Source organism: Sanguibacter gelidistatuariae (assembly GCF_900096585.1).
GTDB classification, from domain to species: Bacteria; Actinomycetota; Actinomycetes; order Actinomycetales; family Cellulomonadaceae; genus Sanguibacter; species Sanguibacter gelidistatuariae.
In genome coordinates this window covers 28,326-55,109 of record NZ_FMYH01000010.1, presented here as the reverse complement: position 1 = coordinate 55,109, position 26,784 = coordinate 28,326, and the positions used below count along the sequence as shown (strand labels likewise).

Sequence of the window (26,784 nt, the reverse complement as noted above, 5' to 3'; positions counted from 1 at the left end):
ACATGGGCATCGAAGAGGCTCCGTCTGGATTCCTCCTGACCACGATCGAAGACCTGGCCGGGTACTTCCGTAAAGGTTCGCTGTGGCCGGTGACCTTCGGCCTCGCCTGCTGCGCGATCGAGATGATGGCCGCCGGCGCGAGCCGCTTCGACCTGTCTCGCTTCGGCATGGAGGTGTTCCGCGCGTCCCCGCGCCAGGCGGACCTCATGATCGTCGCCGGTCGGGTCAGCCAGAAGATGGCACCTGTCGTGCGCCAGGTCTACGACCAGATGGCCGAGCCCAAGTGGGTCCTGTCCATGGGCGTGTGCGCCTCGAGCGGCGGCATGTTCAACAACTACGCGATCGTCCAGGGTGTCGACCACATCGTGCCCGTGGACATCTACCTGCCCGGGTGCCCCCCGCGCCCGGAGATGCTCATCAACGCGATCCTCGAGCTGCACAAGCAGATCCAGGACGAGCCCCTCGGCGTGAACCGCAAGGCGGCCGCACGCGCCGCCGAGGCGGCCGCCCTCGAGGCGACCCCCACCCACCAGATGAACGGGCTGCTGCGATGACGGACGACGCAACGCCCGACGACGTCACGCCCGGCGGCATCACCCCGGGTGGTGACATCGGTGCGGCGCCCACCGACCCTGGCCACCGCAAGCCCCTCGAGGTCGTCGACGTCCGCACCGGCATGTTCGGCGTGCAGGGCTCGGGGGACACCTCCGGCTACGGTGGCCTCGTCCACCCGGTCACCATGGCCTACGCGAGCCCACGACCCTACGGCGGCTGGTACGACGAGGCCGTCGACATCCTCGCCGAGGTGCTTGCCGAGGCGGGCGTGAGCTTCGACGCCGCGATCAACGGCGTGCTCGTCGACCCGCCGTTCGCCACCAGCAAGTACTCCGAGCTGACCCTGCATGTGGCGCCCGAGCACCTGGTTGCCGTGTGCCAGGCGCTGCGCGACGACCAGGACCTGCGCTTCGAGCTGAGCCTGGGCGTCTCCGGGGTGCACTACCCCGGCGACGTGGGCCGCGAGCTGCACGCCGTCTACCACCTCACCTCGATCACCCACAGCCGCAGCCTGCGGCTCGAGGTCTCGGTGCCGGACGGCGACCCGCACATCCCCTCGACCACGACCGTCTACCCGACGAACGACTGGCACGAGCGCGAGACCTGGGACTTCTTCGGCATCATCTTCGACGGACACCCGGCCCTGGCCCGGATCGAGATGCCCGACGACTGGCCTGGTCACCCCCAGCGCAAGGACTACCCGCTCGGCGGCATCCCCGTGGAGTACAAGGGCGCCACGGTGCCCCCGCCGGATCAGAGGAGGTCCTACTCATGATGCAAGCGCAAGGTCGCCCGCACGCGACCAAAGCACCCCTCGACGACTCCGGCCTGCCCACCTTCGAGGCCTCGGGCGGCGACTGGGACCAGATCGCCGCTGAGATCGCCGAGCTCGGCGAAGAGCGCATCGTCGTCAACATGGGCCCCCAGCACCCGTCCACCCACGGTGTGCTGCGGCTCATGCTCGAGATCGACGGCGAGACGGTCACCGAGGCCCGCTGCGGCATCGGCTACCTGCACACCGGCATCGAGAAGAACATGGAGTTCCGCACCTGGACCCAGGGCGTGACCTTCTGCACGCGGATGGACTATCTCGCCCCCTTCTTCCAGGAGACGGCGTACTGCCTGGCCGTCGAGCGGCTGCTCGGCGTGGCCGACGACGTCCCCGAGCGCGCGCAGGTCATCCGGGTGTTCCTGATGGAGCTCAACCGGGTGGCCAGCCACCTCGTGTGCCTGGGCACCGGCGGCAACGAGATGGGCGCGACGACCGTCATGACCATCTCCTTCACGGCCCGTGAGGAGATCCTGCGGATCTTCGAGATGATCACCGGACTGCGGATGAACCACGCCTTCGTCCGCCCCGGCGGCGTCGCCCAGGACGTCCCGGCCGGCCTGTCGCAGGAGTTCGCGCGGGTCGAGGTCGAGGTCCGCAAGTACCTCAAGCAGCTCTCCGACCTCATGCTCGCCAACCCGATCTTCACCTCGCGGCTCAAGGGCACCGGGCACCTCAGCCTGGCCGGCGCCATGGCCCTGGGTGTCACCGGACCGGTTCTGCGCTCGGCCGGGCTGCCCTACGACGTCCGCAAGGCCAACCCGTACTGCGGGTATGAGACCTACGACTTCGACGTGCCCACCTCGACCGACGCCGACGCCTACGCCCGCGTGGTGCTCCGCCTCGAGGAGTGCTACCAGTCCCTGAAGATCGCCGCACAGTGTATTGAGCGCCTCGAGAAGTCGACCGGCGACCCGGTCATGATCGCGGACAAGAAGATCGCCTGGCCGGCCCAGCTGGCCATCGGGACCGACGGGATGGGCAACTCCCTCGATCACATCAAGGAGATCATGGGCGAGTCGATGGAGGCCCTGATCCACCACTTCAAGCTGGTCACCGAGGGCTTCCGGGTCCCGACCGGCCAGGTGTTCCAGACCGTGGAGCACCCGCGCGGCGAGCTCGGCGCGCACATCGTCTCCGACGGCGGCACGCGCCCCTACCGGGCGCACTTCCGGGACCCGTCGTTCAACAACCTGCAGGCCGTGGCCCTCATGTGCGAGGGCGGCCAGGTGGCCGACGTCGTCGTGGCCGTGGCATCACTGGACCCAGTTCTTGGAGGCGTGGACCGATGAGCATCGACACCCAGCCCACTGGCGGCCAGCCGGCCCCGCGTCCCGGCGCCGGCTCTGGCTATGACGCAGTGACGTTCGGTCGGCTCGAGGCAGACGCCCGCGAGATCATCGCCCGCTACCCCGAGCCCCGCTCGGCCCTGCTGCCGATGCTGCACCTCGTCCAGGCCGAGGATGGCTTCGTCTCCCGGGATGGCATCGGCTTCTGCGCGCAGATCCTGTCGATCACGCCGGCCGAGGTCTCGGCCGTCGCGACGTTCTACACGCAGTACAAACGCCGGCCCAACGGCAAGTACACGGTCGGGGTCTGCACCAACACGCTGTGCGCGATCATGGGCGGCGACGAGATCTTTGAGGAGCTCTCCGACCACCTGGGCATCGGGCACGACGAGACGACCGACGACGGCGCGATCACCCTCGAGCGCGTCGAGTGCAACGCGGCCTGCGACTACGCACCCGTCGTCATGGTCAACTGGGAGTTCTTCGACAACCAGACCCCGGCGAGCGCGACGACCGTGGTCGACGACCTCCGCCTCGGCAAGGACGTCACACCCAGCCGCGGAGCCATGTCGGTCTGCTCCTTCAAGGCCATGTCCCGGGTGCTCGCCGGTTTCACCGACGGACGCGCCGACGAGGGCGTGGGCGCGGGAGCGCCGACCATCGCCGGGACGGTCCTGGCCCGCGAGAAGGGCTGGGTCGCACCCGGCTCCGCGCCGGCCGCGGGCACGACCGAAGCGGCAGCTCCCGCGGCGGCCGGCGCGGAGCCCACCGACTCGACGCCGGCCACCGGCGGCGAGCAGTCCAGCGCGGAACGAACGCCCATCGCCCCAGCCGACACGACGCCGGAGGCAGGGAAATGACCGACCAGCAGACCACCGCGGAGGCAACCCCTGCCCCCACCGTGCTCGCCCCCGTGCTGTCCGCGTTCTGGGACGCCGAGCGCTCCTGGACGATGGAGACCTACCTCGCCACGGGCGGCTACGAGGGCCTGCGCGCCGCGCTCGCCCAGGCGCCCGGCGACGTCGTGCAGACCGTCAAGGACTCGGGCCTGCGCGGACGCGGCGGGGCTGGGTTCCCGACCGGGATGAAGTGGGGTTTCCTGCCTGCTCCTGACGGCGGGCCGCGCTACCTCGTGGTCAACGCCGACGAGTCCGAGCCGGGGACCTGCAAGGACATCCCCCTCATGCTCGCGACCCCGCAGGTGCTCATCGAGGGCGTGGTCATCACGTCCTACGCGATCGGCTGCAACCACGCGTTCATCTATGTCCGCGGCGAGGTGCTGCACGTCTACCGCCGGCTGCTCAAGGCGGTCGAGGAGGCCTACGCGGCCGGGTACCTCGGCAAGAACATCCAGGGTTCGGGCTTCGACCTCGACGTCACGGTGCACGCCGGCGCCGGCGCGTACATCTGCGGTGAGGAGACGGCGCTGCTGGACTCTCTCGAGGGCCTGCGCGGACAGCCGCGACTCAAGCCGCCGTTCCCCGCCGTCGCTGGGCTCTACGCCCGCCCGACGGTCGTCAACAACGTCGAGTCGGTGGCCTCCGTGCCGGCGATCGTCGCCCGCGGCGCGAAGTGGTTCACGTCGATGGGCACCGAGCGCTCGGCCGGTCATGGTCTCTTCTCCCTCTCCGGGCACGTCACCCGGCCCGGTCAGTACGAGGCGCCGCTCGGCATCACGCTGCGCGAGCTGCTCGACATGGCCGGGGGAGTGCGCGGAGGGCGCGAGCTGAAGTTCTGGACCCCGGGTGGGTCCTCGACTCCGATCTTCACGGCCGCCCACCTCGACGTCCCGCTCGACTACGAGTCGGTCGCCAAGGCCGGCTCGATGCTCGGCACGCGTGCCCTGCAGATCTTCGACGAGACCACCTCGGTCGTCCGGGCGGTCACCCGCTGGACTGAGTTCTACGCCCACGAGTCCTGCGGCAAGTGCACCCCCTGCCGTGAGGGTACGTACTGGCTCAAGCAGATCCTGCGTCGGATCGAGCAGGGTCAGGGCACTCAGACCGACATCGACACCCTGCTCGACACGTGCGACAACATCCTCGGCCGCGCGTTCTGCGCCCTGGGTGACGGTGCGACGTCGTGCATCACCTCCGCGATCCAGTACTTCCGCGCGGAGTTCGAGGCAGGCATGCACACCCCCGCCAGCGAGCTGTTCCCCCCGGAGCGGTCCGCGCTGTTCGACTACACGCCTACTTCGCGCGCAGTGCTCGCGGGTTCCGGCGCAGGAGGCCACTGATGACCGTCACCGACAACAAGGGCGCCGTCGTGAAAGCCTCCGCCGCGCTCCCCGCGCCCGCTGACCTCGTGACCTTCACGATCGACGGTGTGGAGATGGCCGTGCCCAAGGGCACGCTCGTCATCCGCGCCGCCGAGCAGGTCGGCATCCAGATCCCGCGGTTCTGCGACCACCCGCTGCTCGAGCCGGCCGGCGCGTGCCGCCAGTGTCTGGTCGACGTCGCCGTGCCCGACCGCGACGGCAACGTCCGCCCGATGCCCAAGCCGCAGGCCTCCTGCACGCTCGAGGCATCGCCCGGCATGGTCGTCAAGACCCAGCACACCTCCCCGGTCGCCGACAAGGCCCAGCACGGGATCATGGAGATGCTGCTCATCAACCACCCCCTCGACTGCCCGGTCTGCGACAAGGGCGGGGAATGCCCGCTGCAGAACCAGGCCATGAGCAACGGCCGCGCCACGAGCCGTTTCATCGACGTCAAGCGGACCTTCCCCAAGCCGATCTCCATCTCGACGGAGATCTTGCTCGATCGCGAGCGTTGCATTCTGTGCCAGCGGTGCACCCGCTTCTCCAAGCAGATCGCCGGAGACGCGTTCATCGACCTGCAGAAGCGCGGCGCGCAGCAGCAGATCGGGCGCTTCGACCCCGTGATCCTCGGTTTCGCCGACTCCTCGATCGACCGCTGGGACGACACGGCCGACGCCGGCTCGGTCGGCTCGGACACCCCGTCGGGATTCGCCGAGCCGGACGAGTCCGGGCTGCCCTTCGCGTCCTACTTCTCCGGCAACACCGTCCAGATCTGCCCGGTCGGCGCGCTGACCGGCGCGGCCTACCGCTTCCGGTCGCGGCCCTTCGACCTCGTCTCGACCCCGTCCGTCTCCGAGCACGACTCCTCCGGGTCGGCGATCCGCGTGGATCACCGCCGCGGCACGGTCATGCGCCGCCTCGCGGGCGACGACCCGGCCGTCAACGAGGAGTGGATCACCGACAAGGACCGCTTCGCCTTCACGTGGCAGAGCGCGCCGGACCGGCTGACCACCCCGATGATCCGCGAGCGCGGCGAGGGCGGGTTCCGCGGCGAGCTGCGCCCCGCCAGCTGGATGGAGGCCCTCGACGCGGCCGCCGCCGGCCTGCGCGCGGCCCAGGCCGGGGACCGGCGCACCGCCGGCGGCGTGGGTGTGCTGCCCGGCGGACGCCTGACCATCGAGGACTCCTACGCCTACGCCAAGTTCGCCCGGGTGGCACTGGGGACGAACGACGTCGACTACCGCTCCCGCGACCACTCCGCTGAGGAGGAGGCCTTCCTGGCCTCCACGGTCGCCGGGTCCGGCATCGGGGTGACCTTCGCCGACCTCGAGCGCGCAGCCGTCGTGCTGCTCGTCGGGATCGAGGCCGAGGAAGAAGCCGGCGTGGTCTTCCTGCGCCTGCGCAAGGGCGCCCTCGCCCACGGCCTCCAGGCCTATTCGATCGCCCCCTTCGCGACCCGCGGCCTGGCCCGGATCGGGGCCGGCGGGGGCACGCTGCTGCGCGCCGCCCCGGGCACCGAGGCCGAGGTGCTCGACGCGATCGGCTCCGAGGAGGACCTCGCCCACGTGCGCCTTGCCCTTGAGGGTGCGGGCGCCGGTCGCGCCGTCATCGTCGTCGGCGAACGCCTCGCCGCGGTTCCGGGCGGATACTCCGCCGCGCTGCGCCTCGCGCAGCGCACCGGCGCGCGCCTGGCCTGGATCCCGCGTCGCGCGGGAGAGCGGGGCGCCGTCGAGATGGGCGCTCTGGCCTCCCTGCTGCCTGGCGGCCGTCCGGTCGCTGATGCCGCTGCGCGCGTCGACCTGGCCGCCGCGTGGGGGACCGACCCTCTCCCGCAGGCCCCGGGCCGGGACACCGCCGCGATCCTCGCGGCGCTGTCCGCAGGTGACCTGCGCGCCGTCGTCGTGGGCGGGGTCGAGCTTGCCGACCTCCCCGATCCGGACGCCGCGCGGGTGGCCCTCGAGATGGCCGACTTCGTCGTCTCCCTTGAGGTCCGGTCCTCCGATGTCACGGCCCATGCCGATGTTGTCTTCCCGGTCGCGCCGCCGGCCGAGAAGGCCGGCGCGTTCTGGAACTGGGAGGGGCGCGTGCGTCCCTTCGGCCAGGCCCTCGAGTCCGTGGCGATGGCCGACCACCGCGTCCTCGACGCGATCGCTGACGTGATGGGCACCCAGCTCGGTCTGGGCACCCTGGACGGCGTCCGCTCCGAGATCGAGCAGCTCGGTACCTGGGACGGCGCCCGGGTGGGTGCCCCGGACGTGTCGGCGCACGAACCACCCAGCCCCGTTCCGGGGCAAGCGGTCCTGGCCGGGTGGCGGATGCTGCTCGACTGCGGCCGGGCCCAGGACGGCGAGGTCTTCCTCGCCGGGACGGCCAAGCGACCGGTCGCGCGGATGTCCGCGGGAACCGCGCGGACGCTGAGCCTCGCGACCGACGGTGACCTCGTCTCCGTCACCACGACGCAGGGTGCGATCACGCTCCCGCTGGTGATCACGGACATGCCGGACCACGTCGTCTGGCTGCCTCTCAACTCTCCCGGCTCACAGGTGCACCGCACCCTGGGTGTGGGACCGGGTGCCATCGTCGAGGTCTCCCGCCCCGATGCGGCCGCCGGCCACACGACTTCTGCGAACGCCGACGGGAAGGACGCGTGATGGTCGACTTCTCCAACGACACCTTCTGGACGTATCTCATCAAGGCCGTCCTGATCATCGTCTTCCTGCTCACGAGCGTGCTGCTGGCGATCTGGTTCGAGCGCAAGGTCGTGGCTCGCATGCAGGTGCGGCCGGGCCCCAACGTGCACGGCCCCTTCGGGCTGCTGCAGTCGCTGGCCGACGCGATGAAGCTGCTGCTCAAGGAAGACATCACGGTCAAGGCGGCAGACAAGTTCGTCTACCTGATCGCCCCGATGATCGCGGTGTTCTGCTCCCTGCTGACCTTCGCGGTCATCCCCTTCGGCCCGCAGGTGCGGATCCCCTTCACGGATTTCACCACCCCGGCCCAGCTGACCGACTTCCCGGTCGCGGTCTTGTACATCCTGGCCTGCGCCTCGGTCGGGGTGTACGGCATCATCCTCGGCGGCTGGGCCTCCGGCTCGACGTACCCGCTGCTCGGCGCGGTGCGGTCAACCGCCCAGGTGATCAGCTACGAGCTCGCCATGGGCCTGTCCCTGGTGAGCGTGTTCATCGTGGTCGGGTCGATGTCGACCGGGGCGATCGTCGACGGTCAGACCGACTACTGGCTGATCCTGCCGCTGTTCCCGGCCTTCCTCATCTACGTCATCTCCATGGTCGGTGAGACCAACCGCTTGCCCTTCGACCTCCCCGAGGCTGAGGGAGAGCTCGTCTCGGGCTATATGACCGAGTACTCCTCGATGAAGTTCGCTTGGTTCTTCCTCGCCGAGTACATCAACATGATCAACGTGTCGGCCGTGGCCACGACGCTGTTCCTCGGCGGCTGGCGGGCACCGTTCCCGATCTCCGCGATCAACGACGGCATGTTCAACGAGGGCTGGTGGCCAGTCTTGTGGTTCCTCGTGAAGATGTGGCTGTTCATGTTCCTCTTCGTCTGGATCCGCGGGACCCTGCTGCGCCTGCGCTACGACCAGTTCATGCGTTTCGGCTGGAAGGTCCTCATCCCCTTCGCCCTCGGCTGGATCGTCTGCGTGTCCGTCATCCGCGGCCTGCGCGAGTTCCACGACGTCAACCTGCAGACCGTTGGGGTGGTCATCTTCGGGGTCGCTCTCGTGGTGATCGTCGTGCTGCGGTTCTTGCCCGAGAAACCACCGCCAGCCCCCGCGGAGCTCCCCGGCTCGGGTGCGGACGGGGTCTTCGACCCCTTCGCCGCCGGCTACCCGGTGCCGCCGATGCCCGGGCAGAAGCTGCCCCCCTCGCCTCGGGCCGAGCGCCGCGCCCGCGCTGCGATCGGCGCAGGCGCGCCCAGCCCGACCGCCCCCAGCTCGACCACAGGGAAGGACGACGACGATGAGTGACAAGCCAACGACGAACGAGCCGTACGAGCCGCTCATCGAACCACCTACCGGGATCGCCGAGATCCTCGCGCCGATCGCCGGCTTCGGCGTGACCTTCGCCTCGATGTTCCGGCCCACCGTGACGGAGCAGTACCCCTTCGAGAAGGTCCCGACCAAGCCCCGCTACCACGGGCGCCACCAGCTCAACCGCTACGCCGACGGCCTCGAGAAGTGCATCGGCTGCGAGCTGTGCGCGTGGGCCTGCCCCGCGGACGCCATCTACGTCGAGGGCGCCAGCAACGCTGACCTGCCCGACGGCGCGCACCGCTCCCCGGGCGAGCGCTACGGCAGCGTCTATCAGATCAACTACCTGCGGTGCATCTTCTGTGGGCTGTGCATCGAGGCATGCCCCACCCGCGCGCTGACGATGACGAACGAGTACGAGCTCACCGGTCCCACCCGCGCGGGACTCATCTGGGAGAAGGAGGACCTCTTGGCTCCGCTGCGTGAGGGGATGCTCGCCGCCCCGCACCCCATGGTCCCCGGAACCGAGGACACCCAGTACTACCGCGGCGAAGTGACCGGTCCGGTCGCCGAGCAGGTCGCCTGGGTCGCCGACCACCGTCCCGACGACCCGACCCTCGCCTCGGCGCGGGCGGCCGTCGCGGCGTCGGGTACAGCGGCGTCGGGTACAGCGGCGTCGCCCGCGTCCGGCGCTCCCACCGGGACGGTGCGCTGATGGCGAGCGGCGGCGAAGCGATCCTCTTCTGGTGCGTCGCGCCCCTCATGGTCCTGGCGGCCCTCGGGCTGCTCTTCGCCCGCAAGGCGGTCCACGCGACCCTGTGCATCGTCTTTGTCATGATCTGCCTCGCGGTCCTCTACGTCGCGCAGGAAGCCCCGTTCTTGGGGATCGTGCAGGTCGTGGTGTACACCGGCGCGGTCATGATGCTCTTCCTCTTTGTCATCATGCTCGTCGGCGTGGACGCCTCGGACTCCCTCGTGGAGACGATCAAGGGCCAGCGCTTCGCGGGCTGGCTCTGCGGCCTCGGGCTGGGCGCGATCCTCGTGGGCGTGATCACCCGGGTCTCCTTCCCCGAAGGTGTTGGGCTCGCCACGGCCAACCTGGAGACCAACCCGGTCGGCCTGGCTCGGATCTTGTTCTCCGACTTCGTCTTCGACCTCGAGGTGGTCGGCATCTTGCTGATCACCGCGGCTCTCGCTGCGCTCACCCTGACTCACAAGGCGCGGCTCACCGCGCGCGTGGGGCAGAAGGAGATGGCCGACGCCCGCGTCCTGGGTGGCAAGTCGCTCGTCCCGCTGCCCGCGCCCGGCGTCTACGCCCAGCGCAACGCGATGGACGTCCCGGCCCTCGACCCGCACGGCCAGCCCATCGAGGCTTCGGTCTCGCGGGTGCTGCGCGTGCGCGGTCAGGAACGCGGTGCCCCGCTCGAGGGCGAGCTCAACCTCCTCACCGAGCTCAAGGCGAGCTCGCAGACTCCCACCGGCCCCGAGCGTGCCGCGCCCGACGTTGACCCGGCGGCCCCCGCCGAGACCGAGGAGGAGCACTGAGATGGAGTTCACCAACTATCTGGTCCTGTCGGCGATCCTCTTCTCGATCGGCGCCGCGACCGTCCTGCTGAGGCGGAACGCGATCATCGTGTTCATGGGCATCGAGCTCATGCTCAACGCCGCCAACCTCAGCTTCGTGACCTTCGCCCGGATGCACGGGGACCTCACCGGTCAGGTCATCGCCTTCTTCGTGATGGTGGTGGCCGCCGCGGAGGTCGTGGTCGGCCTTGCCATCATCGTGTCCATCTTCCGAACCCGCAGGTCCGCGTCGGTCGACGACGCCAACCTGCTGAAGAACTGACGGAGGAACGGTCAGATTGGACACTTCAATGATCGACGCTGCCTGGTTGCTCATCGCCATCCCGCTCGTGGGAGCCGCTGTGCTGCTCCTCGCCGGCCGCCGCGCCAACGCCTGGGGCCACTGGCTCGGGGTCATCGCCTCCGGGGCGAGCTTCGTCGTCGCCGCGCTCGTCCTGATCGCCATGCTGGGACGTGAGGCGAGCGACCGCGTGGTCGACGTCCACCTCTTCGACTGGCTCAATGCCGGTCCGCTCAACGTCGAGGCTGGCCTGCGGATCGACCCGCTGAGCCTCACGTTTGTGCTGCTGGTGACGTTCGTGGGCACCCTCATCCACATCTACTCGGTTGCCTACATGGAGCACGACGCCGACCGGCGCCGGTTCTTCGCCTACCTCAACCTCTTCGTCGCGGCCATGCTGCTGCTCGTCCTCGCGGACTCCTACCTGCTGCTCTTCGTCGGCTGGGAAGGCGTGGGCCTGGCGTCCTACCTGCTCATCGGGTTCTGGAACCACGTCCCGGCGAATGCGACGGCCGCGAAGAAGGCGTTCATCGTGAACCGGGTGGCCGACGTCGGCATGATCGTCGCGCTCATGCTCATGTTCAACACCTTCGGCGCGCTCGACTTCTCGACGGTCCTGACCGCCGCGCCGGGCATGGCCGACGGGGGCAAGCTCACCGCGATCGCGCTCATGCTGCTCGTGGCGGCCTGCGGCAAGAGCGCCCAGTTCCCGCTGCAGTCCTGGCTCGGCGACGCGATGGCCGGCCCCACGCCGGTCTCCGCGCTCATCCACGCAGCGACCATGGTGACCGCGGGCGTCTACCTCGTGGTCCGCTCCGGCCCGATCTTCACCGGCGCGCCGAACGCCCTTCTGGTCACCGCGATCGTCGGCGCGATCACCCTGCTCTTCGGGGCGATCGTCGGCTGCGCCAAGGACGACATCAAGAAGGCCCTCGCGGCCTCGACGATGTCCCAGATCGGTTACATGATGCTCGCCGCCGGGCTCGGCCCGATCGGCTACGCCTTCGCGATCTTCCACCTGCTGACGCACGGCTTCTTCAAGGCCGGCATGTTCCTCGGCGCGGGCTCGGTCATGCACGGCATGGACGACTCCGTGAACATGCGCGGCTTCGGCGCGCTGTCGAAGTTCATGAAGGTCACCTGGATCACCTTCGGCTTCGGCTGGCTCGCGATCCTCGGCATCCCGCCGTTCTCGGGCTTCTGGAGCAAGGACAAGATCATCGAGGCAGCCTTCGCGGCCGACGGCGGCCACGGCTGGCAGCCCTGGGTCTTCGGCTCCGTGGCCCTCGTGGGAGCCGGGATCACCGCCTTCTACATGTCGCGGTTGTTCTTCATGACCTTCCACGGGGACAAGCGCTGGGCGCAGGAGCTCTCAGACGGCTCTGAGCTGCCCGTGCGCCACCCGCACGAGTCACCGGCGCTCATGATCTGGCCGATGATCATCCTCGCGGTCGGCTCCGCCGGCCTCGGCGGGGTGCTCGCGATCGGTGGGGGATTCACCACCTGGCTCGAGCCGGTCACCGGCCCGGTCGCCCACCACGAACCGGTCCTCCCGGTCGCCGTGATCATGGTCGTCACGCTCGTGCTCGTGCTGGTCGGGGCCTTCCTGGCCTGGCGTCAGTACGCCGCCTCGGCGGTCCCCGTCGAGCCGCCGGTCGGCTCCGCCCTCACCCGGGCGGCCCGCGTGGATCTCTACCAGGACGCGGTCAACGAGAACCTCCTCATGCGCCCGGGGCAGTACCTCACCCGGTCGCTGGTCTACACGGACAAGAAGGTGGTCGACGGCGCGTTCATGGGCCTGGCCGGTGTGCTGGCCGTGATCGGCTCGGGTGTGAAGCGGATGCAGAACGGATTCGTGCGGTCCTACGCCGCCATGATGCTTGCGGGGTTCCTTGTGCTGGTTGTCATCGTCCTGTTCGTGTGGAACTGAGAGGGGCGCCCTGATGACTATCGATACGACCTTCCCGTGGCTCACCGTCCTTGTTGTCGTGCCGTTGATCGGCGCGCTCGTGCTGTGGGCCCTGCCCTCGGGCCGGCTCAAGCTGGCCCGTCCCGTGGCCCTCGGCTTCTCTCTCGTCGAGCTTGTGGTGCTCGCCCTGGCCATCGGCGCCTTCGACACGTCCCGCTCGGGGGTCCAGCAGCTCACCGAGATGCACGAGTGGATCCCGCAGATCGGGGCGAGCTACGCGCTCGGCGTCGACGGTGTGGCTCTGCTGCTCGTCGCGCTCTCCGTGCTCCTCGTGCCGCTCGTGATCGGCGCGGCCTGGCGTGAGCAGGGCGTGACCGACGGCGAGACCGGCTCGGACGTGGCGCTGAACGGCGCCCGCCGGTTGCGGCACTACCTCGCGCTCGTGCTGCTCGTCGAGATGTTCATGGTGCTCATCTTCACCGCGCGGGACGTCTTCCTGTTCTACGTCGTCTTCGAGGCCATGCTCATCCCGGTCTACTTCATGATCGGGGGCTTCGGCGAGGGCGCCCGTCGGCGCTACGCGGCGATCAAGTTCCTCATCTTCTCCCTGGCCGGCGGACTCGTCATGCTCGTCGCGGTCATCGCGCTGTACACCCAGGGCCCGGGCGGGGAGCAGGGCTTCCTGACCGCCAACCTTGTGGGTCTGCAGATGGCACCGACCACCGAGCGCCTGCTCTTCCTCGGGTTCTTCCTCGCCTTCGCGATCAAGGCCCCGATGTTCCCCGTGCACTCCTGGCTGCCCGACGCCGCAGAGCACGCCCCAGCGGGCACGTCCGTGCTGCTGGTGGGCGTCCTGGACAAGGTCGGCACCTTCGGGATGCTCACCCTGTGCCTGCCGCTGTTCCCGAACGCCTCCCGCTGGGCGGCCCCGGTGATCATCGTGCTCGCGGTCGTGTCGATCCTCTACGGGGCGCTGCTCGCGCTCGGTCAGAAGGACCTCATGCGGTTGATCGCGTACACGTCGGTCTCCCACTTCGGCGTGATCATCCTGGGCATCTTCGCCTTCACCGAGGTGAGCACGGCCGGCGCATCCTTCTACATGTTCAACCACGGGATCTCGACCGGGCTGCTGTTCCTGCTCGCCGGGTTCATCATCGCGCGGTCGCCGTCAGGGAAGTCCCGGACGATCGCCGACTTCGGGGGACTGGCCAAGGTCACCCCGATCCTCGCGGGAACCTTCCTGGTCGCGGGCCTGTCGGCGCTGTCGCTGCCCGGTCTCTCCCCGTTCATCTCCGAGATCATGGTGTTCATCGGGACCTTCCAGACCAACTCGGTCGCGGCGATCGTCTCCGCCTTCGTGGTGATCCTCGCGGCGCTCTACATCCTGGTCACCTACCAGCGGATCTTCACCGGTCCGGTGCGCGATGAGCTCTCCGCGACGCCGGACCTGTCGGGTCGGGAGAAGTGGGTCGTCGCCCCGCTCATCGCCGTCCTGCTGATCTTCGGCTTCTACCCCGGCCCGGCGCTCGACCTGGTGCGAGCACCGGCGTCGATCAGCGTGGCCACCGTGGTCGGGAGCGACATGACCATCCTTGACGAGTCAACCGACGGGAGCGACTCATGATCGCCCAGGCAGCACAGATGGCCGCGGCTCCGGGAGGGTTCGTCCCACCCGAGGTCGCGTGGTTCGCGCTCACCCCGCTCATCATCGTGATCAGCGCAGGCGTGCTCGGTGTGCTCGTGGAGGCCTTCGTACCGGCCAACCGCCGGCGCGTGGTCCAGGTGATCATGGCCATGGCAGCACTCGCCGCGGCCTTCGCCGTGATCGTCTGGCAGGGAGTGAGCTGGTTCGGCGAGGGGGGCTCAGGCGGCGTCGTGGTCCTCGGCGGAGTGCTCCAGCTCGACGGGGTGGCCCTGCTCTTCCAGGGCCTCGTCGTCCTGATGGCCTTCTTCGCCCTGGCCGTCGTCATCGACCGCACCTCCACGAAGCAGGACGCCTTCTCCCCGAGCGCGGCCTCCATCCCGGGGTCGGAGTACGAGGAGCTGGCCCGGCGCCTCGGCCTGGTCCAGACCGAGGTCTACCCGCTGCTCATGTTCGCGATCAGCGGCATGATGATCTTCCCCGCGGCCGGTGACCTGCTGACGATGTTCATCGCGCTCGAGGTGCTCTCCCTCCCGCTGTACGTCCTGTCGGGGATGGCCCGGCGACGCCGGCTGCTGTCCCAGGAGGCCTCGTTCAAGTACTTCGTGCTCGGCGCCTTCGCCTCGGCCGTGTTCCTCTTCGGCGCAGCCCTGCTCTACGGCTATTCCGGATCGGTCAAGATTTCCGAGATCACCACCATGGCCTCGACCGTGGTCGGCGGCGGCGCCCCCGACCACTGGGAGCTGCTCTGGCTCGTGGGCATCCTCATGGTCATCTCGGGCCTGCTGTTCAAGGTCGGTGCCGTGCCCTTCCAGGCATGGACCCCGGACGTCTACCAGGGCGCCCCGACCCCGATCACCGGGTTCATGGCCGCCTGCACCAAGATCGCCGCCTTCGGGGCGCTCCTGCGCCTCATCTACGCGGGAGGCTTCTCCGGCACGCCCGACATGCTCGAGGCGGTCAGGATTGCGCTGTGGGTCGTGGCGATCGCGACCATGATCGTCGGGACCGTCGTCGGTGCCACCCAGACGGACATGAAGCGCATGCTCGGGTACTCCTCGATCGCGCACGCGGGCTTTGTGCTCGTGGGCATCCTGTCCTTCAACGGGGCGGGCATCAAGGCGGTCATCTTCTACCTGCTCGCCTACGGCATGGCCACGGTCGGCGCCTTCGCGGTGATCACCCTGGTCCGGGAGACCGGGCCGGGCGGCGAGGTGCTCGGTGAGGCCACCCACCTCGGCCAGTGGGCCGGCCTGGGCAAGCGCAGCCCGTGGCTCGCCGGGTGCTTCTCGGTGTTCCTGCTGTCCTTCGCCGGGATCCCCCTCACGGCGGGCTTCATCGCGAAGTTCTCCGCATTCAGTGCCGCGGTCGAGGGCACCGAGGTGCTTGGTAACGCCACCGTGCTCGCCGTGATCGGTGTGCTCGCCTCCGCGGTCGCGGTGTTCTTCTACATCCGGGTCATCGTCATCATGTTCTTCATGTCGCCGGCCGAGACGGTTGTCGAGAGCGTGGTCGAGACGGTCGACGTGGCGGTTCTCGAACCGGTCGTCGTCGGAGTTGGGCAGGGAGTCGCGAACGCTGCTCACACGTCGGTCGTGGTGGCCACCGGGGCACCCGCCGTCGTCGTGGTCCGGTCCGAGGGACCGAGTGCGGTGACCATCACGGTCATGGCCGTCGGCATCCTCGTGCTCGGCATCTTCCCGGCACCTGTGCTCGACCTCATCGCCCGGATGACGGGGATCGGCTGAGTGTCAGTGCACGATGTTGTCCGCTCAGCGGCTAAGTTCTACCTGTGACTACTGCTTCGATTGGGCTGCCACTTCCCGACCCCGCACTCGCCGAGAGGCTCGCCTCACGTCTGGCCTACGTCGAGGAGCGCCTGCGCGACTCCGTGACCCACGCCGACCAGCTGGCGGACACTGCCTCCCGGCACCTGGTGAACGCGGGGGGCAAGCGGCTGCGGCCGATGCTCACCCTGCTCACGGCCGAGCTGGGTGAGGCGAGCCGCCCGGAGGTCATCGACGCGGCAGTCGTCGTCGAGCTGACGCACCTCGCGACGCTCTACCACGACGACGTCATGGACTCCGCGCCGCTGCGCCGGGGGGCGCCCTCCGCCCACGAGGTGTGGGGCAACTCCGTCGCCATCCTCACCGGTGACCTGCTCTTCGCCCGGGCCTCGCGCACGGTCGCCGGGCTCGGCCCGGAGGCCGTGCGCTGGCAGGCCGAGACCTTCGAGCGGCTGTGCCTGGGCCAGCTCCACGAGACAGTCGGCCCGACGCCGCAGGACGACCCGATCCAGCACTACATCCAGGTGCTCTCGGACAAGACCGCCTCGCTCATCGCAACCTCGGCCCGATTCGGTGCGAAGTTCGCCGGCTGCCGCCCCGAGGTCGTGGAGACCGTCGCGAACTACGGCGAGAAGCTCGGCGTCGCCTTCCAGCTGGCCGACGATGTCATCGACCTCACCTCCGACGGGCTGCTCACCGGGAAGACCCCAGGGACGGACCTGCGCGAGAAGGTGCCGACCATGCCCGCCTTGCTGCTGCGCAGCCGCGTGGCGGCCGCACAGGCCCCCCTCCCGGGCGACCTGGCGATCCTCGCCCTGCTCGACGGCGACCTCGCCTCCGACGACGCGCTCGAGGCCGCCGTCGCGGCCCTGCGCCCGCACGACGTAGTCGCCGAGACTCGCGCTCAGGCGGTCGCCTGGGCGAACGACGCGATCGCCGAGCTCGACCCGCTGCCGGGCGGCCCGGTCAAGGACGCGCTCGTGTCCTTCGCCGCGTCGCTGGTCGACCGCACGTCCTGACGGCGGCGCTGGGGACTACTCCCCATCGCTGATGGCCGTCTAGACGACTAGCGTCTGAGTCCAGTCGGTCGCCGCGCTCGGACGAACGCGGCACGGGTGGCTCCGCACGTGCGGAGCGGCCTGCCATGCGGATCTGTGATCCGCCGGGATCCGGCAAAGACCCAGCAGAAGAGGTAGGTGGACGGGCGCGTGGACCAGCGGCACCCCCTCCCCACGCTGCGCTGGGGCGCGACCACGCACACCGGGCGACGGCGGAGCGTCAACGAGGATGCCTTCCACGCCGAGCGTGGGGTCTACTTCGTCGCCGATGGGATGGGCGGCCACGAGGCAGGTGCCCGCGCCAGCGCGACCGCCGTCGCCGTGCTGTGCTCGATCGGCGAGGCCGAGAATGCCTCCGAGGACGACCTCTACGCCGTGGTCAGCGACGCGCATCGCGCGGTGTCGCGGATCGCGACCCAACCCGGACGGAACGCGGGCACGACCATGTCGGGGGCCGTCGTCGTGCGCCGTGACGGTGTCCCGAGCTGGCTCATCGCCAACGTCGGAGACTCCCGCACCTATCGGTTCTACGAGGGCAAGCTTGCTCAGGTGACGACCGACCACTCGCTCGTCCAGGAGATGCTCGCCGCGGGCGAGGTCTCGCCCGAGGAAGCGCGGACCTACGCGCGCAGGCACGTCATCACCCGGGCCCTGGGTGGGATGGTCGAGCCGGAACCGGACTGCTGGTACCTGCCGATCGTTCCGGGGGAGCGCCTGATGATCTGCTCCGACGGACTTACCGAAGAGGTCTCCGCGGACGTGATCGCGCGCGTCCTGCGGGACCAGCCGCACCCCCAGCTGGCCGCCGACCAGCTGGTCAACAGCGCCCTGCTGGCAGGCGGACGGGACAACATCACCGTCCTGGTCGTCGACGTGGCGCGCCCGCCGGGCGTCGCCAGACCCGCGATCAGCGGGGTCGCGGCGGCGGGCGATATGGTCCACCACGGCCGGGAAAGTTCCGCTCGCACGGCGTAGTCGGTAGTGTCCGGTGCGAGAGCGCGACGGCCGCCCCCAGCAGATTGAGGTAGAGATGTCGATTCACTATGCGCCCGGACCGGCCTTCGCCCTGGTGCGGCCCGGTCTTGTCGTCATGGTCGACAAGTCTGTGGGGATCAAGACTGCCGCTGCACTGTGGACGGCGATCGAGGCGGCGGACGCGCCGGGCCCCCGTGATCTCGCCACGCTCCTCGACACCGTCACCGCTGTCCTCGACCCCACGTGGCGTGCGCTGCCTTCCTTCGCGATCGCGCTGGTCGACGGCGGTGCAGCCGGTGGCGGTGTGCTGACGAGCCGTTCGGCGCAGGTCGCCGTTCGCGGGGCGTTCAGCGCCGCGGTGACGACCCCGGTCGGGACCGAGCTGGTCAGCGGCCCCCTGGTGACCACCTGGGTCGACGTGCTCGTCCACGACGTCACGCGCCTCGAGCTGCTTGCCTCCGGCGCGGCCGATGGTGTCCCGGACGATGACGACGCGGTCGATGACGACGCGGTCGTGGCTGGCGCGGCGCTGCTGAGCATCGCCGACGGAGTCGTGCAGGTCGATCGGCTGCGGTGGACCGTGCAGACGGCTGGCGAGATCGACGAGAACGTCGGTGCGCCGATCGTCGTGGCCTCGATCGACGAGTCCGTGCCGGTGGCCGAAGCATCCGATGCCGATGCCGATGCCGATGCCGATGCCGATGCCGATGCCGATGCCGATACCGCCGACGCCGATGCCGCTGCATCGGCTCACCGGCTCAGCCTCGTCCAGCAGGCCGAGTCGGAGTTTGCACGAACGCTCGCTGGGTTCCCAGAGGAGTGGGACGCGGACGAGGCGACCGATGTCCCTGGCGCCCCGGTCACAGTGGTCGACGACGACGACGATGACGACGACGCCGTCCTCGACGAGCACACCGTGGTCCACGGTCGTCCCGGGTACGCCGTGATAGGCGCGCCGTCCGTGCTCGAAGCTGTCGAGTCCTTCGAGTCGATCGACTCGACCGAGGGCGGCGACGAGGACGACTTCGACGACAGCACGCTGTTCGCCGCCGCGATCGCCCAGGTCAAGAGCTCGATGCCGCCACCCCCGCCGCCTCCCGAACCGTCGTCGCCAAGCGCCGGTCATGGCGCCGCAGGCATGCCTCCGGTGCCCCCGCCCCCGCCGCCTGTCGCGCCCCAGCCGATCGCGCCTCAGCCCGCAGCACCCCAGCCTGTCGCCATGCAGTCGTCCGTTCCGGCTGCGTCACAGCCGGCGCAGTTGCCCGTGGAACCGTTCCGGGCCCCTCGCGGAACCGAGATCCTGGCCCGGTCCTGCTTCTTCGGGCACCCGAACCCGCCGGTGCGGATGACGTGTGCGCAGTGCGGCGGCGGCCTGAGCCCCAACGCCCAGCTCGTCGAGCGGCCCCCGTTGGGGTGGGTCAACGTCTCGACCGGGGAGCGTGTCGAGCTCAGCGTGCCGATCGTCGTCGGGCGGTTCCCGCAGGCGCAGACCACCGGCTCTCCGGTCTCCCAGCGACTGGTGACCGTCCCGAGCCCGAGCCAGGACATCTCCCGCTCTCACCTGGAGATCCGCCTCGAAGGGTGGCACGTGCTGCTCGTCGACCTGGACACGGTCAACGGCACGACCCTGCTGCGCGCGGGGCAGGCGCCGCGTCGTCTGCACCCCCTGGAAGCGACCCTCGTGGCGGAGGGTGACGTCGTCGACCTCGGCGACGGCATCCAGCTGTCCTTCCAAGGGCTTGTATGAGCAGCAGACGACCCCCCTCGCAGCCTCCCGAGATCAACGGCTACTCCTACCTCCGCCTCATCGGCTCGGGCGGATTTGCCGACGTCTTCCTCTACCAGGAGTTCCGTCCCCGCCGCCAGGTTGCGATCAAGGTGCTCCTCCCGCAGTGGTCCGAGGGCGCGAGCCGGGAGGCCTTCGCGGCCGAGGCCGACCTGATGGCCACGGTCTCCAGCCACCCCTCTATCGTGACGATCTTCGACTCCGACGTCACCAAGGACGGCCGACTCTTCCTGACGATGGAGTACTGCTCGCGGCCCAACCTGTCCACCCGGTACAAGACGGAACGCCTGGGCATCGCCGAGACGCTGCGGATCGGCATCCAGATCGCCGGGGCGGTCGAGACCGCGCACCGCAGCGGGATCGTGCACCGCGACATCAAGCCCGCCAACATCCTGGTGACGGACTACGGGCACCCGGCCCTGACCGACTTCGGCATCTCGGCGACCATCGAGCAGAGCGAAGCCGGGGCCGACGGCATGTCCGTCCCCTGGTCGCCGCCGGAGAACCTGACGGCGGCCCCACGCAGCGGCGTGACCAGCGACGTCTGGTCCCTCGCCGCCACGATGTACACGCTGCTGTCCGGACGATCGCCCTTCGAGGTGCCGGGCGGGGTGAATTCCCAGCGCGCGCTGATCGAACGCATCACAGGCGCCCCGCTGCCGCCGCTCGAGCGCGGCGACGTGCCCGCCTCCTTCGAGCGGGTGCTCGAGGCGGCGATGGCCAAGGAACCGGACCAGCGCTACCCGAGCATGCTCGACCTGGGTCGCGCCCTCCAGCAGGTGCAGATGGGCCTGAACCTCGCGGTCACGCCGATCGACATCATCAACGACTCCCAGGCAGCCTTCGAGATCTCGGCGGCCGACGGGCACGAGACCGGCGGCGGTGAGGGTGACGACGAGGTCGACGGCGGGACGAGGATCCGGATCGCGAGCGACCGGTTCCATCCCGGCTACGGCGTCGCTCACGCCGCGGCGCCGCGGCGTGAGCCTCCGGTCGCCACGGTGCTGGTCGACTCGGTCTCGGGGATCGGCTCCGACTCGACCTCGACGAGCTACGGCTCGATCCACGGGGTCCCCTACGTGCCGCAGCGCCCGGCGGTCGCGCCGCCCGCGCCCGCGCTCACCGACGCCGCGCCCGACCTGCGCCGGGCGACCAGGCCCGCTGCGGCGTCGGGCGCGACGAGCTGGGTCCGACGGCGGCCGCTCGCCGTGGTCGTCGCCTTGGCCCTCGCCCTCGGCGTGACGGGCGGCGTCATCATCTACGACCGGCTGGTCGCGGTCACCATGGAGCTGAGCGCCTCGCGGGTGCCCCAGCCCGTCGACCTCGCCGCAACGCCGACGGCCGACGGGAGCGCGGCGACGTTCTCCTGGGTGAACCCCGATCCCCGCGACGGCGACTTCTACGCCTACCGCGCCGGGGACGGGTCGTTCCGCAAGACCGCCCTGCTCAACGTCTCGGTCAACACCTTCAACGTCAAGGACCCCTGCGTCGAGGTGGTCGTGGTCCGCGACGGCAGGATCTCGACGGAACCGGCCCGGGCCTGCCTCGGATGACGGGTTTCTTTCGATACAGTTTCCGAGCAGGCGCGGTGGATCCCGCTGGTGCCGCCCGGGCAAGAGGTGCCGCAGCGCGCGGTGCGGATGAAGGAGCTGTGAAGCGATGACAGAACTCGCGATCGACTACTGCGGCGAGTGGTTCCGCCCGAGCCTGGACGAGCCCTTCGACATCGGCCGTGATGCGGACCTGTCCGTCGACGACAACCCGTACCTGCACCGCCGGTTCCTGCGGATCTCCTACACGGACGGGATCTGGTGGCTGTCCAACATCGGGTCCCTCATCTCGGTGACGGTGTGCGACGCGAGCGGTGGGGTGCAGTCCTGGCTCTCCCCGGGCAACCGCCTGCCGATCGTCTTCAAGACGACCACGATCGTGTTTACGGCTGGCCCGACGACGTACGAGCTCCTGGTGCACCTGGAAGGCTCTCCGTACGAGGAGGTCGTGACGGACGACCCGCTCATCGGCGAGACGACGATCGGCGTGATCTCCTTCACTACGAGCCAGAAGCAGCTCATCGTCGCGCTGTGCGAGCCCATGCTCAAGCGTGACGGCGCCGGTCTGAGCGAGATCCCGTCGACCGCCGAGGCGGCCAAGCGGCTGGGGTGGGCTACGACCCGGTTCAACCGCAAGCTCGACAACGTCTGCGACAAGCTCGACCGGATGGGAGTCAAGGGACTGCGTGGGGGGCCTAAGCAGCTCGCCACGAACCGTCGGGCGCGGCTCGTGGAGTACGCCGTCACCTCCCGCCTGGTCACGTCGGCCGACCTGCCGCTGCTCGACGTGGACTCCGACGACTGATGAGCTCGGTGCTGACCTTCCCGAGCGAGGCGTTCCCGGCCTACCCCAGCCTGCAGGTCGTCCAGCCGGAGGGGTGGGTGGCGCTCGCGGGAGTCGGGCTGCCGCTCGCCCTCGCCCAGGAGGTGCCCAAGGGGCAGTTCCGTCCGAACGTGCTCGTCACGGTGACGCGCTTCGGCGCGGACCACACCGTAGCGGTCGCCCGGAAGGAGGTGACCCGCCGGCTCAAGGAGCTGCCGCGGTTCACCGAGACCCTGCGCGAGGACTCCGCAGACCTGCTCGGAGCGCCGGGGTTGCGGATCGAGGGCTACTTCTCGGACGGGAAGGGTGGAACTCTTGTGCAGGCCCTGCGGATGTGTGTGCTCTCAGCGGGTCCGGTCTTCGATGTGGTGCAGATCACTGGGACGTGCGCGGGCGCACAGGTCGACTCGGCTTTTGCCCAGATCCGGGAGATCCAGGACTCGCTCGTCCTGGTTTGATCCAATTTACAGGAGGTAACAGTTGTCCGCGGAGCAAGACGGAGTATCCACAGGGCGAGATGTTTGGGAATGTTGACCCCTTGCACATGCGCCTAGACTTTGAGAAGTCTTGAGATGCGTACTCCAGATGCACCCGCCGACTCCAACCGGAAGGCAAGAAATTCCGTGAGCACTGACCGTCAACTCCGCGTGGCCATCGTGGGGGCCGGCCCGGCCGGCATCTACGCCGCCGACATCCTGTCCAAGACGGATCTCGACGTCTCCATCGACCTCTTCGAGCGGCTGCCGGCCCCCTTCGGACTTGTCCGCTACGGCGTGGCCCCCGACCACCCGCGGATCAAGCAGATCATCACCGCGCTGCACAAGATCCTCGAGCGTGGTGACATCCGGCTGCTCTCCAACGTCGACTATGGCATCGACCTCAAGCTTGACGACCTGCGCGAGTTCTACGACGCGGTGATCTTCTCGACCGGCGCGTTCACCGACGCGGCGCTGACGATCCCCGGCGCCGAGCTTGAGGGGTCCTACGGCGCGGCCGACTTCGTCTCCTGGTACGACGGGCACCCCTACGTGCCGACGACCTGGCCGCTGCACGCGCAGCAGGTCGCGGTCATCGGCGCCGGCAACGTTGCCCTCGACGTCGCCCGGGTGCTGGCCAAGAATGCGGACAACCTGCTCGTCACCGAGATCCCCGACAACGTCTACGCGGGCCTGAAGGACTCGGCCGTGACCGACGTGCACGTCTTCGCCCGTCGCGGACCGGCTCAGGTGAAGTTCTCCCCGCTCGAGCTGCGTGAGCTCGGCCACGTGCCCGACCTCGACGTGATCGTCTACCCCGAGGACTTCGAGTTCGACGAGGGCTCGATCGCCGCGATCGGCTCGTCCAACCAGACGAAGCAAGTCGTCAAGACGCTCACTGACTGGACGCTCAACGACCCGGCGACGTTCTCGGCCTCGCGCCGGCTGCACCTGCACTTCCTGCACGCCCCGTCCGAGATCGTCGACGCCGACGGCGACGGCGCGGTCGACGCGCTGCGCACCGAGCGCACCAAGCTCAACGGCGACGGCACGGTCTCCGGAACCGGGGAGTTCCACGACTGGCCCGTCCAGGCCGTGTACCGCGCGGTGGGCTACTTCGGTTCCCCGCTGCCCGAGCTGCCCTTCGACGACCGCAAGGGCGTCATCCCCAACGTCGAGGGTCGGGTCATCGACATCGATGGCGAGCAGGTCCCCGGGGTGTACTGCACCGGCTGGATCAAGCGTGGGCCCGTCGGGCTCATCGGTCACACGAAGTCTGACGCCGCCGAGACGATCCGCAACCTTGTCGAGGACGCTCAGAACCAGGCCGGTTTCGCCTCGGCCGGTCAGCCCGACCCGAGCGCCATCACGAGCTTCCTCGCCGAGCGCGGCGTCGAGGTCATCGAGTGGTCCGGCTGGGAGCTGCTCGACGCCCATGAGCGTGCCCTCGGCGAGGCGCGGGGTCGTGCGCGGGTCAAGGTCATCGCCCGCGACGAGATGATCGCGATCTCCCGCGGAGCCGCTCAGTAGTCACTGCTCGGAGCGCACTGAAGAACCCCTGTGAGTATCGGTGAATCGGGAACGTTCACGGGGGTTCGTGCGTTGAACTGGGCAGATGCGCGTCGTCCGCCGAGAATATGAGATTCTCCCGGCGCGCGAGGTGGAGGGACGGTGCTCGTGGGACACAAGCACTTCAACGGGCTCAAGACCGTGGTCCTGTTCGGAGTGATGTGGGCCTTCTTGCTGGGCCTGTGGGCCGTCGTGGGTGGCGGCAGCTCGTCGATGCTCGTGCTGTTCGCCGGGATCGGCTTGGTCGGCACCGCCTACGGCTACTGGAACTCCGACAAGCTCGCGATCCGGGCCATGCACGCGCGGCCGGTGAGCGAGATCGAGCAGCCGGTCATGTACCGGATCGTCCGTGACCTCTCGACCGCGGCCCGCCAGCCGATGCCCCGCCTGTACGTCTCCCCGACGCCCGCGCCGAACGCCTTCGCGACCGGACGCAACCCCAAGAACGCGGCCGTGTGCTGCACCGAGGGCATTCTGGCCATCCTCGACGAGCGGGAGCTTCGCGGGGTGCTCGGCCATGAGCTCATGCACGTGTACAACCGCGACATCCTCACGTCGTCGATCGCGGCCGCCTTCGCCGGGATCATCACTGCCCTGGCGCAGTTCCTCATGTTCTTCGGAGGCAACCGCGATCGTGGGGGCAACCCCTTGGCTGCCCTGTTCATGGCCTTCCTCGCGCCGGTCGCCGCGACCGTCATCCAGCTGGCGATCTCCCGGACCCGGGAGTACGACGCGGACGAGGATGGCGCCAGGCTCACGGGGGACCCCCTCGCGCTGGCCTCCGCGCTGCGCAAGCTCGAGGCCGGCACACAGCGGACGCCGCTGCCGCAGAACCAGGACCTCGTGGACGTCTCGCACATGATGATCGCCAACCCCTTCCGCGGGGGCGGCATGGGCAAGCTCTTCTCCACGCACCCGCCGATGGCCGAGCGGATCAACCGCCTCGAGCGGATGGCCGGGCTGCCGGGCTCGCCGCTGAGCTGAGTCGCTGTTCAGGACAGCCGCCCGCTACGGGGCGAGCAGTCCCTCCAGGGCCCGGGCGACGCCGTCGTCGTCGTTCGAGGCGGTGACGCGGGTGGCGGCGGCCAGGACGTCGTCATGGGCGTTCGCGACCGCGAAGGACGTCCCGGCCCAGGTGAGCATCGGCAGGTCGTTCGGCATGTCGCCGAAGGCCCAGACGTCGGCGGCGGACACGTCGTGGGCGGCGCACCAGCGCGCGAGCGCGGCGGCCTTGCTCACCCCGGGCGCGGTCATCTCCGCGAGCCCGATCGCCCCCGAGTACGCCAGCTGCGCGCGGGGGCCGATCACCTGCTCGACGGCGGCGAAGAAGGCATCGGGTGCCATCGTGCCCAGCCGGGCGAGGAGCTTGCCCACCGGCGCGTCCAGGTGGTCCTCGACGGCCGCGTGGGGCGCGCTGGGCGGCGCGTGGTGGTCTGACGCGTAGTGCGGGTCGAAGATCGGGCCGTCGGGCCGTTCGAGGCCAAGCGCGATGCCGGGCAGCGCGCTGCGCAGGTCGGAGATCACGGCGGTCAGGGTCGCGGCGTCGAAGCCGCGCACCTGGGACACCGCACCGGTCGCGACCTCCACGACGCACGAGCCGTTGAGGCAGATCGCCAGGCCGTGCCCGCCCACCGCGTCGGCGACGGCATCGAGCCATCGCGGGGGACGGGCGGTGACGAAGACCACCTGGATGCCGCGGTCGTCGAGGCCGGCGAGCACGCCGCGGGTCCGGGCCGAGAGCGAGCCGTCGCTGCGCAGCAGCGTGCCGTCGAGGTCGGTCGCGACGACCCGCGGGGTCGCCACCGTCAGCGGTAGTTGGTGAACTGGACCGCGAAGTCGAGGTCGGCACCCTTGAGCAGGGCCTGGATCTCCTGGAGGTCGTCGCGGGACTTGCTGGTTGCACGCACCTCCTCGCCCGTGATCTGCGTCTTGACGCCCTTGGGGCCCTCTTCGCGGATGATCTTCGTGACCTTCTTCGCGTTCTCGCCGGCGAGGCCCTCCTTGAGGCTGACCTCGAGGCGGTACTCCTTGCCCGAGATCTGGGGGCCGTTCTCGGGCACGTCGATGTGCTTGAGCGACACGCCACGCCTGATGAGCTTGGTCTCGAGCACGTCGAGGATCGCGAGCACGCGCTCCTCGGAGTTGGCGATCATGAGGATCTTCTCGCCGCTCCACGCGATCGAGGCGCCGATGTTCTTGAAGTCGTAGCGCTGGGATACTTCCTTGACCGCCTGGTTGAGGGCGTTGTCGACCTCTTGGCGGTCGACCTTGCTCACAATGTCCATCGATGAGTCAGCCACGATAGGTCTCCTGTCGCACTGTAGAAATGGGCTGATCCCACCGTATCCGATCCACGCCCGCGCCCCACCCATCCGCCCCCTCCGCTGAGTGCACGATTTTGTACGCGACACGCCGATG

Annotated in this window: 23 protein-coding genes; 21 read left to right on the top strand and 2 right to left on the bottom strand. The window is 69.4% G+C overall.

Annotation, left to right across the window (positions count from 1 at the left end; all coding sequences use genetic code 11):
• Positions 1-2 precede the first annotated feature (2 nt).
• The 21 genes from BLQ50_RS17065 (at position 3) to htpX (ending at position 25,350) form a co-directional block, all read left to right on the top strand.
• Positions 3-554, top strand: coding sequence for a NuoB/complex I 20 kDa subunit family protein (locus BLQ50_RS17065; protein ID WP_093186357.1), 552 nt, complete (start codon positions 3-5; stop codon positions 552-554).
• Entirely contained in the window at positions 551-1,330 is a 780-nt protein-coding gene (locus BLQ50_RS17060; RefSeq protein ID WP_093186354.1) for an NADH-quinone oxidoreductase subunit C, read from the top strand. Before BLQ50_RS17065 ends, BLQ50_RS17060 begins: the two co-directional genes overlap by 4 nt.
• On the top strand, positions 1,330-2,676 hold the full coding sequence (locus BLQ50_RS17055) for an NADH-quinone oxidoreductase subunit D (RefSeq protein ID WP_425424113.1): 1,347 nt from the start codon (positions 1,330-1,332) through the stop codon (positions 2,674-2,676). The genes BLQ50_RS17060 and BLQ50_RS17055 overlap by 1 nt, the downstream gene beginning before the upstream one ends.
• Complete coding sequence (gene nuoE, locus BLQ50_RS17050) at positions 2,673-3,533, top strand: NADH-quinone oxidoreductase subunit NuoE (RefSeq protein ID WP_093186348.1); 861 nt, start codon at positions 2,673-2,675, stop codon at positions 3,531-3,533. The genes BLQ50_RS17055 and nuoE overlap by 4 nt, the downstream gene beginning before the upstream one ends.
• Entirely contained in the window at positions 3,530-4,912 is a 1,383-nt protein-coding gene (gene nuoF, locus BLQ50_RS17045) for an NADH-quinone oxidoreductase subunit NuoF (protein ID WP_093186345.1), read from the top strand. Before nuoE ends, nuoF begins: the two co-directional genes overlap by 4 nt.
• The gene (locus BLQ50_RS17040) at positions 4,912-7,587 is read left to right on the top strand and encodes an NADH-quinone oxidoreductase subunit G (RefSeq protein WP_093186343.1); all 2,676 of its coding nucleotides are present in this window, start codon (positions 4,912-4,914) and stop codon (positions 7,585-7,587) included. Before nuoF ends, BLQ50_RS17040 begins: the two co-directional genes overlap by 1 nt.
• Positions 7,587-8,924 (top strand): NADH-quinone oxidoreductase subunit NuoH, encoded by a 1,338-nt coding sequence (nuoH, locus tag BLQ50_RS17035; RefSeq protein WP_093186340.1) that lies wholly within the window; start codon positions 7,587-7,589, stop codon positions 8,922-8,924. The genes BLQ50_RS17040 and nuoH overlap by 1 nt, the downstream gene beginning before the upstream one ends.
• A complete protein-coding gene (nuoI, locus tag BLQ50_RS17030; protein ID WP_093186337.1) occupies positions 8,917-9,642 on the top strand; it encodes an NADH-quinone oxidoreductase subunit NuoI in 726 nt (241 codons plus the stop codon). The genes nuoH and nuoI overlap by 8 nt, the downstream gene beginning before the upstream one ends.
• Positions 9,642-10,472, top strand: coding sequence for an NADH-quinone oxidoreductase subunit J (locus BLQ50_RS17025; RefSeq protein ID WP_093186334.1), 831 nt, complete (start codon positions 9,642-9,644; stop codon positions 10,470-10,472). Before nuoI ends, BLQ50_RS17025 begins: the two co-directional genes overlap by 1 nt.
• Before the next feature lies 1 nt (position 10,473).
• On the top strand, positions 10,474-10,773 hold the full coding sequence (gene nuoK, locus BLQ50_RS17020; RefSeq protein ID WP_093186332.1) for an NADH-quinone oxidoreductase subunit NuoK: 300 nt from the start codon (positions 10,474-10,476) through the stop codon (positions 10,771-10,773).
• Between the two features lie 28 nt (positions 10,774-10,801).
• The gene (nuoL, locus tag BLQ50_RS17015; RefSeq protein WP_093186330.1) at positions 10,802-12,721 is read left to right on the top strand and encodes an NADH-quinone oxidoreductase subunit L; all 1,920 of its coding nucleotides are present in this window, start codon (positions 10,802-10,804) and stop codon (positions 12,719-12,721) included.
• A 13-nt stretch (positions 12,722-12,734) separates the two neighbouring features.
• A complete protein-coding gene (locus tag BLQ50_RS17010; RefSeq protein WP_093186328.1) occupies positions 12,735-14,324 on the top strand; it encodes an NADH-quinone oxidoreductase subunit M in 1,590 nt (529 codons plus the stop codon).
• Entirely contained in the window at positions 14,321-16,090 is a 1,770-nt protein-coding gene (gene nuoN / locus BLQ50_RS17005; protein WP_245701335.1) for an NADH-quinone oxidoreductase subunit NuoN, read from the top strand. Before BLQ50_RS17010 ends, nuoN begins: the two co-directional genes overlap by 4 nt.
• 44 nt (positions 16,091-16,134) lie before the next feature.
• The gene (locus tag BLQ50_RS17000) at positions 16,135-17,148 is read left to right on the top strand and encodes a polyprenyl synthetase family protein (protein ID WP_093186326.1); all 1,014 of its coding nucleotides are present in this window, start codon (positions 16,135-16,137) and stop codon (positions 17,146-17,148) included.
• 189 nt (positions 17,149-17,337) lie between these two features.
• Positions 17,338-18,162 carry a PP2C family protein-serine/threonine phosphatase gene (locus tag BLQ50_RS16995; protein WP_093186506.1) on the top strand — a complete coding sequence of 275 codons (825 nt, stop codon included), beginning with the start codon at positions 17,338-17,340 and terminating at the stop codon, positions 18,160-18,162.
• A gap of 55 nt (positions 18,163-18,217) precedes the next feature.
• On the top strand, positions 18,218-19,909 hold the full coding sequence (locus tag BLQ50_RS18725; protein ID WP_093186323.1) for an FHA domain-containing protein: 1,692 nt from the start codon (positions 18,218-18,220) through the stop codon (positions 19,907-19,909).
• Positions 19,906-21,501 (top strand): serine/threonine-protein kinase, encoded by a 1,596-nt coding sequence (locus tag BLQ50_RS16985; protein ID WP_093186321.1) that lies wholly within the window; start codon positions 19,906-19,908, stop codon positions 21,499-21,501. The genes BLQ50_RS18725 and BLQ50_RS16985 overlap by 4 nt, the downstream gene beginning before the upstream one ends.
• Before the next feature lie 106 nt (positions 21,502-21,607).
• Entirely contained in the window at positions 21,608-22,303 is a 696-nt protein-coding gene (locus BLQ50_RS16980) for an FHA domain-containing protein (RefSeq protein ID WP_093186318.1), read from the top strand.
• Positions 22,303-22,779 carry a hypothetical protein gene (locus BLQ50_RS16975; protein ID WP_093186315.1) on the top strand — a complete coding sequence of 159 codons (477 nt, stop codon included), beginning with the start codon at positions 22,303-22,305 and terminating at the stop codon, positions 22,777-22,779. The genes BLQ50_RS16980 and BLQ50_RS16975 overlap by 1 nt, the downstream gene beginning before the upstream one ends.
• A gap of 165 nt (positions 22,780-22,944) precedes the next feature.
• Positions 22,945-24,327, top strand: a complete 1,383-nt coding sequence (locus BLQ50_RS16970; RefSeq protein ID WP_093186312.1) for an FAD-dependent oxidoreductase — start codon at positions 22,945-22,947, stop codon at positions 24,325-24,327.
• Between the two features lie 147 nt (positions 24,328-24,474).
• On the top strand, positions 24,475-25,350 hold the full coding sequence (gene htpX, locus BLQ50_RS16965; protein WP_093186503.1) for a zinc metalloprotease HtpX: 876 nt from the start codon (positions 24,475-24,477) through the stop codon (positions 25,348-25,350).
• Positions 25,351-25,374: 24 nt separating this feature from the next.
• Here the strand turns inward: htpX and BLQ50_RS16960 are convergent, their stop codons facing one another.
• Both BLQ50_RS16960 and BLQ50_RS16955 read right to left on the bottom strand, forming a co-directional pair.
• Positions 25,375-26,169: an HAD family hydrolase gene (locus BLQ50_RS16960; RefSeq protein ID WP_093186309.1), complete on the bottom strand. Its 795-nt coding sequence runs from the start codon at positions 26,167-26,169 to the stop codon at positions 25,375-25,377.
• 2 nt (positions 26,170-26,171) lie between these two features.
• Positions 26,172-26,666, bottom strand: a complete 495-nt coding sequence (locus BLQ50_RS16955; RefSeq protein ID WP_093186307.1) for a YajQ family cyclic di-GMP-binding protein — start codon at positions 26,664-26,666, stop codon at positions 26,172-26,174.
• Between the last annotated feature and the right edge of the window lie 118 nt (positions 26,667-26,784).

What these genes read in the sequence shown, in the direction of transcription:
- BLQ50_RS16985 (WP_093186321.1), top strand. Translation starts at nt 19,906, where the DNA reads ATGAGCAGCAGACGACCCCCCTCGCAGCCTCCCGAGATCAACGGCTAC.
- BLQ50_RS17040 (WP_093186343.1), top strand. Translation starts at nt 4,912, where the DNA reads ATGACCGTCACCGACAACAAGGGCGCCGTCGTGAAAGCCTCCGCCGCG.
- BLQ50_RS17055 (WP_425424113.1), top strand. Translation starts at nt 1,330, where the DNA reads ATGCAAGCGCAAGGTCGCCCGCACGCGACCAAAGCACCCCTCGACGAC.
- BLQ50_RS17025 (WP_093186334.1), top strand. Translation starts at nt 9,642, where the DNA reads ATGGCGAGCGGCGGCGAAGCGATCCTCTTCTGGTGCGTCGCGCCCCTC.
- nuoK (WP_093186332.1), top strand. Translation starts at nt 10,474, where the DNA reads ATGGAGTTCACCAACTATCTGGTCCTGTCGGCGATCCTCTTCTCGATC.
- BLQ50_RS17065 (WP_093186357.1), top strand. Translation starts at nt 3, where the DNA reads ATGGGCATCGAAGAGGCTCCGTCTGGATTCCTCCTGACCACGATCGAA.
- nuoE (WP_093186348.1), top strand. Translation starts at nt 2,673, where the DNA reads ATGAGCATCGACACCCAGCCCACTGGCGGCCAGCCGGCCCCGCGTCCC.
- nuoH (WP_093186340.1), top strand. Translation starts at nt 7,587, where the DNA reads ATGGTCGACTTCTCCAACGACACCTTCTGGACGTATCTCATCAAGGCC.
- nuoI (WP_093186337.1), top strand. Translation starts at nt 8,917, where the DNA reads ATGAGTGACAAGCCAACGACGAACGAGCCGTACGAGCCGCTCATCGAA.
- BLQ50_RS17060 (WP_093186354.1), top strand. Translation starts at nt 551, where the DNA reads ATGACGGACGACGCAACGCCCGACGACGTCACGCCCGGCGGCATCACC.
- nuoL (WP_093186330.1), top strand. Translation starts at nt 10,802, where the DNA reads ATGATCGACGCTGCCTGGTTGCTCATCGCCATCCCGCTCGTGGGAGCC.
- BLQ50_RS16980 (WP_093186318.1), top strand. Translation starts at nt 21,608, where the DNA reads ATGACAGAACTCGCGATCGACTACTGCGGCGAGTGGTTCCGCCCGAGC.
- nuoN (WP_245701335.1), top strand. Translation starts at nt 14,321, where the DNA reads ATGATCGCCCAGGCAGCACAGATGGCCGCGGCTCCGGGAGGGTTCGTC.
- BLQ50_RS16975 (WP_093186315.1), top strand. Translation starts at nt 22,303, where the DNA reads ATGAGCTCGGTGCTGACCTTCCCGAGCGAGGCGTTCCCGGCCTACCCC.
- BLQ50_RS18725 (WP_093186323.1), top strand. Translation starts at nt 18,218, where the DNA reads ATGTCGATTCACTATGCGCCCGGACCGGCCTTCGCCCTGGTGCGGCCC.
- nuoF (WP_093186345.1), top strand. Translation starts at nt 3,530, where the DNA reads ATGACCGACCAGCAGACCACCGCGGAGGCAACCCCTGCCCCCACCGTG.
- BLQ50_RS17010 (WP_093186328.1), top strand. Translation starts at nt 12,735, where the DNA reads ATGACTATCGATACGACCTTCCCGTGGCTCACCGTCCTTGTTGTCGTG.